Source organism: Flavonifractor sp. An52, assembly GCF_002159385.1.
Classification (GTDB): Bacteria; Bacillota; Clostridia; order Oscillospirales; family Oscillospiraceae; genus Flavonifractor; species Flavonifractor avicola.
On record NZ_NFIB01000032.1, the window covers coordinates 23171 to 30868 of the forward strand.

The 7698-nt window shown below is 63.5% G+C and carries 7 protein-coding genes; 3 read left to right on the forward strand and 4 right to left on the reverse strand.

Features of this window, described 5'->3' with window-relative positions; all coding sequences use genetic code 11:
- Positions 1 to 16 precede the first annotated feature (16 nt).
- Positions 17 to 562, forward strand: coding sequence for a hypoxanthine phosphoribosyltransferase (gene hpt / locus B5G06_RS11645; protein ID WP_242955475.1), 546 nt, complete (start codon positions 17 to 19; stop codon positions 560 to 562).
- Between the two features lie 38 nt (positions 563 to 600).
- On the forward strand, positions 601 to 2532 hold the full coding sequence (gene ftsH / locus B5G06_RS11650) for an ATP-dependent zinc metalloprotease FtsH (RefSeq protein WP_087189232.1): 1932 nt from the start codon (positions 601 to 603) through the stop codon (positions 2530 to 2532).
- A gap of 57 nt (positions 2533 to 2589) precedes the next feature.
- On the opposite strand, the gene B5G06_RS11655 is transcribed toward ftsH, so the two are convergent.
- From B5G06_RS11655 to B5G06_RS11670, 4 genes are all read right to left on the reverse strand, one after another.
- Positions 2590 to 3846, reverse strand: coding sequence for a competence/damage-inducible protein A (locus B5G06_RS11655; protein WP_087189233.1), 1257 nt, complete (start codon positions 3844 to 3846; stop codon positions 2590 to 2592).
- 251 nt (positions 3847 to 4097) lie between these two features.
- Entirely contained in the window at positions 4098 to 5264 is a 1167-nt protein-coding gene (gene thiI, locus B5G06_RS11660) for a tRNA uracil 4-sulfurtransferase ThiI (RefSeq protein ID WP_087189234.1), read from the reverse strand.
- A 24-nt stretch (positions 5265 to 5288) separates the two neighbouring features.
- Positions 5289 to 6293, reverse strand: a complete 1005-nt coding sequence (locus B5G06_RS11665) for an ATP-binding protein (RefSeq protein WP_087189235.1) — start codon at positions 6291 to 6293, stop codon at positions 5289 to 5291.
- A 3-nt stretch (positions 6294 to 6296) separates the two neighbouring features.
- Positions 6297 to 7295, reverse strand: coding sequence for a DnaD domain protein (locus B5G06_RS11670; protein WP_087189236.1), 999 nt, complete (start codon positions 7293 to 7295; stop codon positions 6297 to 6299).
- A gap of 186 nt (positions 7296 to 7481) precedes the next feature.
- On the opposite strand from B5G06_RS11670, the gene B5G06_RS11675 reads away from it, so the two are divergent.
- Positions 7482 to 7698 (forward strand): hypothetical protein (locus tag B5G06_RS11675; protein WP_140399836.1); only part of this gene is annotated, 217 nt, incomplete at its 3' end.

The following is a 7698-nucleotide window of genomic DNA, read 5'->3' on the forward strand; positions in this document are numbered from 1 at the left end:
GAGAAATATGGAACATATGCTGGACAAAGACGTTGAGCGGGTCCTCTTTTCCGAGGAGGAGCTGAAAAACCGGGTGGCGGAGATCGCCGCTCAGATCGACAAGGACTATGAAGGCAAGCAGCCTCTGCTGGTGAGCGTGCTGCGGGGTTCCTTCGTCTTTATGGCCGACCTGGTGCGGCAGATCCACCTGCCCTGCACCGTGGATTTCATGGCGGTGTCCTCCTACGGCGCCGGCACCTCCAGCTCCGGCCAGGTCAAGATCATCAAGGACCTGTCCGAGCAGATCGAGGGCAAGGACCTGATTGTGGTGGAGGACATTCTGGACAGCGGCAACACCCTGAGCTACCTGCTCCAGCTGCTCCAGGCCCGCAAGCCCGCCTCCGTGCGGCTGTGCACCCTGCTGGATAAGCCTTCCCGCCGGGTGAAGGAAGTAGAGGTCAGCTACTCCGGCTTCTCCATCCCCGACTACTTCGTGGTGGGTTACGGCCTGGACTACGCAGAGAAGTACCGCAATCTGCCCTACATCGGCGTGCTGAAGCCCTCCGTGTACGGCGGGGAATAAGGCTCCTCAAATCTACCCGGAAAGGACGTGTCTGTTCCTTGAAACGTAACGGAAGCCTGCGGGATGTAGGCTTTTATGTACTCATTGCCATTTTGCTGATCGTATCCATCTTTATCCTCCGGGGCGGCATGAACACCGGGGACAACATGACCTACGGCCAGGTCCGCCGCCTGCTGGAACAGCAGCAGGTCACCAAGGTGGAGCTGGACAATAAAACCGTCACCCTCTGGCTGAAGGAGGCGGTGGGCGGCAAAGCCACCGTCACCTACGACGTGGCCAATCCCCAGTGGTTCTACAACGACTTCAACGACCTGATCGTGGAGCAGATGCAGCTGGGGATTATCCAGGACTACGACTACCCCGCCGGCTTCGAGCCTCCCTTCTGGGTCAGCTTCCTGCCCTGGATCGCGGTGCTGGTGGTCTTTGGAATGCTTTGGTACTTCATGTTCCTCCGCCAGGCTGGCGGCGGGGGCGGAGGCGGCGGAGCCGACCGCACCGCCCGCTTTGGCCGGGCCCGTACCCGCACGGTTGCCGACGAGCAGAAGAAGGTCACCTTTGACGACGTGGCCGGCGCCGAGGAGGAAAAGGGAGAACTGCAGGAGATCGTGGAGTTCCTCAAGGACCCCCGCCGGTTCCTGGACCTGGGTGCCCGTATCCCCAAGGGCGTACTGCTGGTAGGCCCTCCCGGCACCGGTAAAACCCTGCTGGCCAAGGCGGTGGCCGGAGAGGCCGGGGTCCACTTCCTGTCCATCTCGGGCTCCGACTTCGTGGAGCTCTATGTGGGCGTAGGCGCCAGCCGTGTCCGTGACCTGTTTGACCAGGCCAAGAAGAACGCCCCCGCCATTGTGTTCATCGACGAGATCGACGCCGTGGGCCGCCAGAGAGGCGCGGGCCTGGGCGGCGGTCATGACGAGCGTGAGCAGACCCTTAACCAGCTGCTGGTGGAGATGGACGGCTTCGGCAACAACGAGGGCGTGGTGGTCATGGCGGCCACCAACCGCCAGGACATCCTGGACCCCGCCCTGCTGCGGCCCGGCCGGTTCGACCGGCAGGTCTATGTGGGCTATCCCGACATCAAGGGCCGCGAGGCCATTCTGAAGGTCCATGCCCGCAACAAGCCCCTGGGAGACGACGTGTCTCTGGCGGAGCTGGCCAAGGGTACCGGCGGCTTTACCGGCGCCGACCTGGAGAACCTGATGAACGAGGCCGCCCTGCTGGCCGCCCGCCAGCACCGCCGCTTCATCGGCATGAAGGACCTGAACGAAGCTGTCATCAAGGTCATCGCCGGTCCCGAGAAGAAGAGCCGGGTGGTCATTGAGCGGGAGCGCAAGCTCACCGCCTACCATGAGGCGGGCCACGCCATCGTGATCCACGACCTCAAGACCCAGGACCCGGTCCACCAGATCACTATCATCCCCCGTGGTATGGCAGGCGGCATGACCATCTCCCTGCCCCAGGAGGATGTGACCTTCCAGTCCAAGCAGCAGCTCACCGAGCGCATTGCCGTCTGTCTGGGCGGCCGGGCCGCCGAGCAGCTGGCCCTGGGCGATATCTCCACCGGAGCGGGCAACGACCTGCAGAAGGCCAGCGCCATCGCCCGCAATATGGTCACCCGCTACGGCATGAGCGACAAGGTGGGCAACGTGGTCTTTGACTCCGGCCACGACGAGGTGTTCATCGGCCGCTCCATGGCCCAGACCAAGAACTACTCGGAAGAGGTTGCCGCCCTCATTGATCAGGAGATCAAGGGCCTTATCGACGGCGCCTACAACCGCTGCGTGGAGATCCTCTCCGCCCGGCGCAAGGAGCTGGACTTTGTGGCCGACTACCTGCTGAAGTACGAGAATATGGACGCCGCCGCCTTCGAGCTGGTGTTCACCGATCCCGCCGCCATCCAGCCCCCCGCCGCCTATCAGGCAGTCGAGGAGGCTCAGGAGGAGGAATCCAACCCTCAGGATGAGCAGGAGTAACCCCCGAAAATAAAAACACGGTGTATTTTCCTTTCCGGAAAATACACCGTGTTTTGTTTATTTCAGCTCCAGACCGGACAGATATCGCCGGGCCAGGTCAAAGCCGTGGCTGGCGGCAATATGGCGGATGCGCTGGCGGCCCATGGACAGATTCACCTTACGGACCCAGGTGCCGTCGGGGGTGGCCAGGCCGATGAACACCAGCCCTACCGGGTTGCCCCGCTCGTCGGGGTCAGGGCCCGCCACGCCGGTGGTGGAGATAGCCAGGTCACAGCCCAGCACCTTCCGGGCCCCCTCGGCCATGGCCCGGGCCACCGGTTCACTGACAGCGCCGTACTGGTCCAGCAGGTCCTGGTCCACACCCAGGACGGTGTGCTTCACTTCGGTGGCGTAGCTCACCACGCCCCCCCGGAACACCGAGGATACCCCGGCCAGATCGGTCATCCGCTTGGCCACCAGGCCACCGGTGCAGCTCTCGGCAGTACCCAGGGTGAGGCTCTTCTCCTTCAGGAGAGCAAAGACCGCCGCCTCCAGAGAGGGAATATCCACTCCGTAGACCAGAGGGCCGAAGTGGGCCTTCAGGTCGGCCTCCACCGGGTCAATGAGGGCGTGGGCGGCCTCCTCGTCGGCAGCCTTGGCGGTGATGCGGAGCTCACATTCCCCCTCTTTTGCGTAGGGGGCCAGGGTGGGGTTGGTCATGGCGTTCATCCGCTCCCGCAGCTGAGCCTCCATGGAGGACTCCCCGATGCCGAACAGCTTCAGGGTGCGGGACACAATGACCCCGTCGGCCAACTCCTTCAGATAGGGGACCACCCGGTAGGTGAACATGGCCCTGCACTCCCGGGGCGGGCCGGGGAGCATGATGACCCGGACACCATCGGCCTCAAAGGCCACGCCAGGGGCGGTGCCCCAGTCGTTTTCCAGCACGGTGCAACCCTCAGGCAGCATGGCCTGCTGGTAGTTGTTGTCCGTCATGGGGCGGTTGGGATGGAGCCGCTGGAAATAGGCCTCGATCCGCCGGGCGGAGGGCTCATGAAACACCAGCTGCCTGCCGAAGCACTGGGCCAGCACATTCTTGGTCAGGTCGTCGCAGGTGGGACCCAGGCCGCCGGTGGTGATGATAATATCCGCCCGGGTCTTGGCCAGCTCCACGGCGGCGCGCAGCCGGTCCGGATTGTCCCCCACCACCGTGTGGTAGTAGACGTTGATGCCCAGGGCGCTCAGCCCCTGGGACAGCATCTGGGCATCGGTGTTGGCGATGTTGCCCAGCAAAAGTTCTGTACCGACTGCAATGAGTTCGGCTGTGTGGGACATGGAAAAAACCTCCTATCGCCAACACCGGCATCGGCGGCTAGTGCCGCCGCAAATGCGCAGCGCAGCGAAGCATTTCCGCAGGGCGGATTCATTCCGCCCGAGGACGTAAAAGATATGGGGTCCCTGCGGAATCAGTGATTCCGCGGGGAGGTGGCGATGTTGCCCAGCAGCAATTCCGTACCCACGGCAATGAGTTCCGCGGTATGAGACATGAGGAAACACTTCCTTTGTTGAATTGGGAAAGAGGTGATTCAGACCTGGATACGCTCGATGCCCTCCACGGCGGCCTTCACCAGGCCCTCCACATCCAGGGCCTCCTCGGCGTGCTCCAGCTCCCCCAGCACCGGCCGCAGCCGGGGATGGCGGGGAGTGAACACGGTGCAGCAGTCCTCGTAGGGCAGGATGGAAGTCTCAAAGGTGTTGATCTTACGGGCGATCCGCACGATCTCCTCCTTGTCCATGCCCACCACAGGGCGCAGAATGGGCAGGTCGCACACGGCGGTGGTGGCCCGCATGGCCTCCATGGTCTGGCTGGCCACCTGACCCAGGCACTCACCGGTAACGATGGCCCCGGCGCCGCAACGGGCGGCCACCGCCTGGGCAATGCGCATCATGAACCGGCGCATGAGGACAGTGAACAGCTCCTCGGGGCACTTCCGGCGCAGCTCTTCCTGGATCTCAGTAAAGGGTACCACATGGACGGTGAGCCGCCCACACCAGGGGGTGAGCAGCTTGGCCAGGTCCAGCACCTTCTGCTTGGCCTCCTCGGAGGTGTAGGGGTAGGAGAAGAAGTGGACCATCTCCAGAGCGATGCCCCGCTTGGCGATCATCCAGGAGGCCACCGGGGAGTCGATGCCGCCGGAGAGCAGGCTCACCGCCCGGCCCCCAACGCCCACCGGCAGACCGCCGGCGCCCGGCTCCGGGTCGGCGTGGACGTAGGCGGCGTAGTCCCGTACTTCAAGATAGACGGTGAGCTCAGGATTGTGTACGTCCACCTTCAGATTGGGGTATTTCTCGTCCAGCTCGCCTCCCACATACTGGGACAGCTGGATGGAGGTCATGGGGAAGGTCTTGTCGGCCCGCTTGGACTCCACCTTGAAGGTCTTGGCGGCAGCCAGCTTGTCCCCCAGGTACTCAATGGCGGTCTGGAGCATGGCGTCCTTGTCTTTCTCGCAGGCCCGGGCCCGGCTCAGGCCCACCACGCCGAACAGCCTGGTCATAGCCTCCCAGGCTCCGTCCAGGTCGCAGTCGTCGTTTTTGGGCTCCACATACATGGTGGACTGCTTGCAGTACACCTTGAAATCGCCGTGGTGCTTCAGGCGTCGCTTGGCGTTGGCAATCAGCTTATCCTCAAAGGTGCGGCGGTTCAGGCCCTTCAGGACCAGCTCCCCCAGCTTGAGCAGAATGATCTCGTTCAATGGTAGGTCTCCTTTATCAATGGTTTATAAATCCCGTTTCTTTTGCAGCCGGATGTCCTCTCCGTAGAAGGGCAGCACCCGGTACTCTCCCTCCAGCCGGGAGGAAATTTGCGGCGTGTAGCGCTGGCGCACCTGGGTCATGGTCAGGTTGGAGGAAATCACCGTCTGTTTCCCCGCCATGAGCCGGGAGTTGACCAGGGTATACAGGGCGGACTGGACGAAGGGGGTGGTGAGCTCGCTGCCCAGATCGTCCAGAATCAGCAGGTCGCAGCCCAGGTAGCGCTTTGTCTCGTCTTTTGCCTCGTCGGCGTCCAGCTTGTCCCGGGCAAACTTCTGCTCCTCAAACCGGGCAAACACATTGACCGCCGTATCGTACACCACGGAGAAGCCGTTTTCCGACACGGTGCGGGCAATGCAGGCGGACAGGAAGGTCTTGCCCAGTCCCGGCGCCCCGGAGAGGAACAGGTTGCGCAGCTTAAACCGCCCGAACTTCCGGGCGTAGTTGGAGCACAAATCGAAGATGAACTCCATGTTCTCCCGGGGGGACATGACCTCCCCCGGCCAGGGCAGGGGGGAGTAGTAGTCCATGGAGAAGGTCTCAAAGGACTGCTCGCCCAGATCCAGCAGCTTGGACAGCTCCTTAATTTGCTCCTCGCCGCACAGCTTTTTCAGGCAGGTACACATCTGGGCGCCCACCCAGCCGGTGTCGTTGCACTTGGGGCAGGCGGGCTGCTCGTCCAGGGCGTCGGCACCCCAGCCGTTCTGGAGGAGCAGTTGGGTGCGTTCGGCCTGGAGGGACAGATTGTGGTCCTTGATGACCTGGATGGAGGGGCCGGGGTCCCGCCCCTCCCGCAGAGAGGAGGCGATGATCTGGTACACCGTCCCCTTCAGCTCCTTGTCGATCTCCCGGACCCGGGGCAGCTGGGCATAGATCTCCGTCTTGCGGCGGGCAAGAGCCTCCTCCCGCCGGCGGCGGCCCTCCTCCAGCCGTTTGGTGGCCCGGTAGAGCACGCTGGCTTCGTATCCCATGGCTTATCCCTCCTTGTCCCGTTCCTTCTCCTGCCGGAGAAATTCCCGCATCCGTTCCAGATCCTCCCGCACACGCCGGTCCACATCGCCGGGGGCGGCGGGGTGGTCCTGCATGGCCGGCCTGCTGCCGGCGGAGGGGGCGCTCTGGGCCGTCCGGGCGGGCTTGTCCCCCGCCTCGATCTCCGCCAGGGTATGTAGGTTCTTCTTGTGCCAGCCCGTCAGGATGCCGTTCATGTAATCCCAGTCCATCTGCTGCTTCTTGTACACCGTCTTTTCGTAGGCCAGCCGCAGCACGTCGTCGGAAAAGCCCATGTCGGTCCAGGCCGCCACCTTCCGCTTCTCCTTCTCCACCAGGGGCCGGGGCTTGAGACCCAGCAGCTGGAGGATGGCCCCCTCCCGGGTGCGGTAGAGGCTCTTGCGTTTCAGGTGGGCGTCGGCGGCCTGGGCGGTGTCCACTCCCAGCCGCTTCCAGGCGAAGCCCTCCTTCAGCACCTGGGACATCCGGGGCTTCTGGCCTACGCCGTATTTCCGTTCAAACTCCTCCACGCACCAGCTCACCAGCAGGCAGATCACCTCGGCGGGGAGAGCCAGGTAGTCATACAGGGTATACAGGCTCTTCAGATCGGCGGTGGACAGCACTTTGCCCAGCCGGCGCTGGACCTCGTTCACCAGACCGGGGAAGGTAGAGGTGGTGTCCTCGATCTCCCGGGTGATGTCGGCGGCGGTGTAGTCCGGCAGACCCTGGGGGGCGGGGATGGGGGGGGCCTCGGCCTGGGTCTTGCCGTCGGACAGGCCCAGATTCACCAGGGCGGCGGAGGCCTCCTCCAGCCGCTGGCCGTCCCATTTGAGCCCCTTCCGGGCCTGGGCGGGGTCCAGCTGTCCCCCGTGGCGGAGCAGCCACAGGTAGAGCAGAGCGGCGTCCCCATTGCCGCAGGCGGTGAGCCGGTCAGCGGCCCGGGCGTCCATGGATATGATATTGCCCGGCAGCAGCAGCTCCGGCATAGGGCATCCCTCTTTCCCTCGTGATCTCGTACCTGTTATCATACCACATTCCGGGGGTTGGGCACAATCCCGCAGTAAACATTTCCGGAGATGTGTTTTTCTTGGGAATCAATTGCATTCCAAAGGAAAAATGGTACAATGATTGTGAAGAGATCCACCTGCAAGCCTTGGAAAGGGGGCCTTGCCATGACCCGGCAGAGTTACCTCTGGCTGCTGTGTGCCGTCAGCCTGCTGCTCACCCTGCGAAGCGTTTACCAGATTGGGAAAACCCTGTTGGCGGGCGGGATGACTGGCCTGCTCCCCAACGCCATCCTGCTGGTCTGCCTGATCGCTGTGGACGGCTATCTGCTGTGGAGCGCCCTCCGTGCCGCTCCAGCGGTGGAGGCCCCGCCCTCCCCCGGAC